The sequence below is a fragment of the Paenibacillus sp. P4_A7 genome, assembly GCF_056402455.1.
Map to the genome: position 1 here is coordinate 1 of NZ_JBFUHJ010000814.1, position 1,083 is coordinate 1,083.

1 protein-coding gene is annotated in these 1,083 nt (G+C 37.7%); it reads left to right on the forward strand.

Going from position 1 to position 1,083, the window contains the following annotated elements:
• Positions 1 to 165 precede the first annotated feature (165 nt).
• A partial coding sequence (locus AC1DWN_RS34215; RefSeq protein ID WP_477563259.1) for a response regulator occupies positions 166 to 1,083 on the forward strand: 918 nt, incomplete at its 3' end.

Sequence of the window (1,083 nt, forward strand, 5' to 3'; positions counted from 1 at the left end):
ATGCTAAAGGATGCCTCTAAGTATACAGCTTCCAAACAATACTAATATTTGTTGGTATAGAAAGCCTCGAACATTATGTTCGTGGCCTTCTTTTTTTTAGGTATCATACTGTTCTTACCATAAGGAATACGGGTTTATAAATTCCATGACTAAGGAGTATATAGGATGAAAGTGATTCTTGTAGACGATGAACAACTTGCTGTTGATTATTTGGAGCGTATGTTAAAAAAGCACAACCAAATTGAGATTATTGGTACATATCTAGATCCGATTGAGGCGAGAAGGGATATTCTTGTCAAAGAGGTGGATTTGATTTTTCTAGATATTAGTTTGCCAGAAATAAACGGCATTCAGCTAGCGGAACAGATACTAGAGAAGAAGCCAGATATCAATATCGTGTTTGTCACGGCTTATAATGAATATGCAGTCAAAGCTTTTGAGCTTAATGCTTTGGATTATTTAGTAAAACCGGTTAGATCCGATCGGCTGGCCAGAACCATTACTCGTATCAAAGATGAACCAGCGTCTAAACAAGAAGACAAAACGGAACTTATATCCCCTATTATGAGACTAAATAGATTTAAGCAAGTATCTGTTGAAAGATCTAACACACCGATTTCTGTCATTCATTGGCGAACGACAAAAGCTCAGGAGTTATTTCTATATTTACTTCAACATCGCGGTCAGCTTGTGCGTAAATCGGTATTGATTGATACATTATGGCCGGAGTATGAGTCGGATAAAGTATATTCACAATTGTATACGGCAATTTATCATGTCCGTAAAACATTGGCACAATTTGCTGAGCACTTTCAAATTATGAACGCGATGGAAGGATATATATTAAACATTAACCAAGTCCTGTTAGACGTAGAAGAATGGGAGCATCGAATAGCCGCTGAAGAGCCTCTTTCATTTGAAACGATAGATCAATACATAGAAACTATGAAGTTATATACTGGAGGTTATTTACAGGAATATGATTATTGGTGGGCGGAGAGCGAACGAGAGCGTCTTAAGAAGCTATGGATCAACATGGCGTACGAGATAGCGAGTTGGTATGAGAAACAGGGGCAGTTAGAT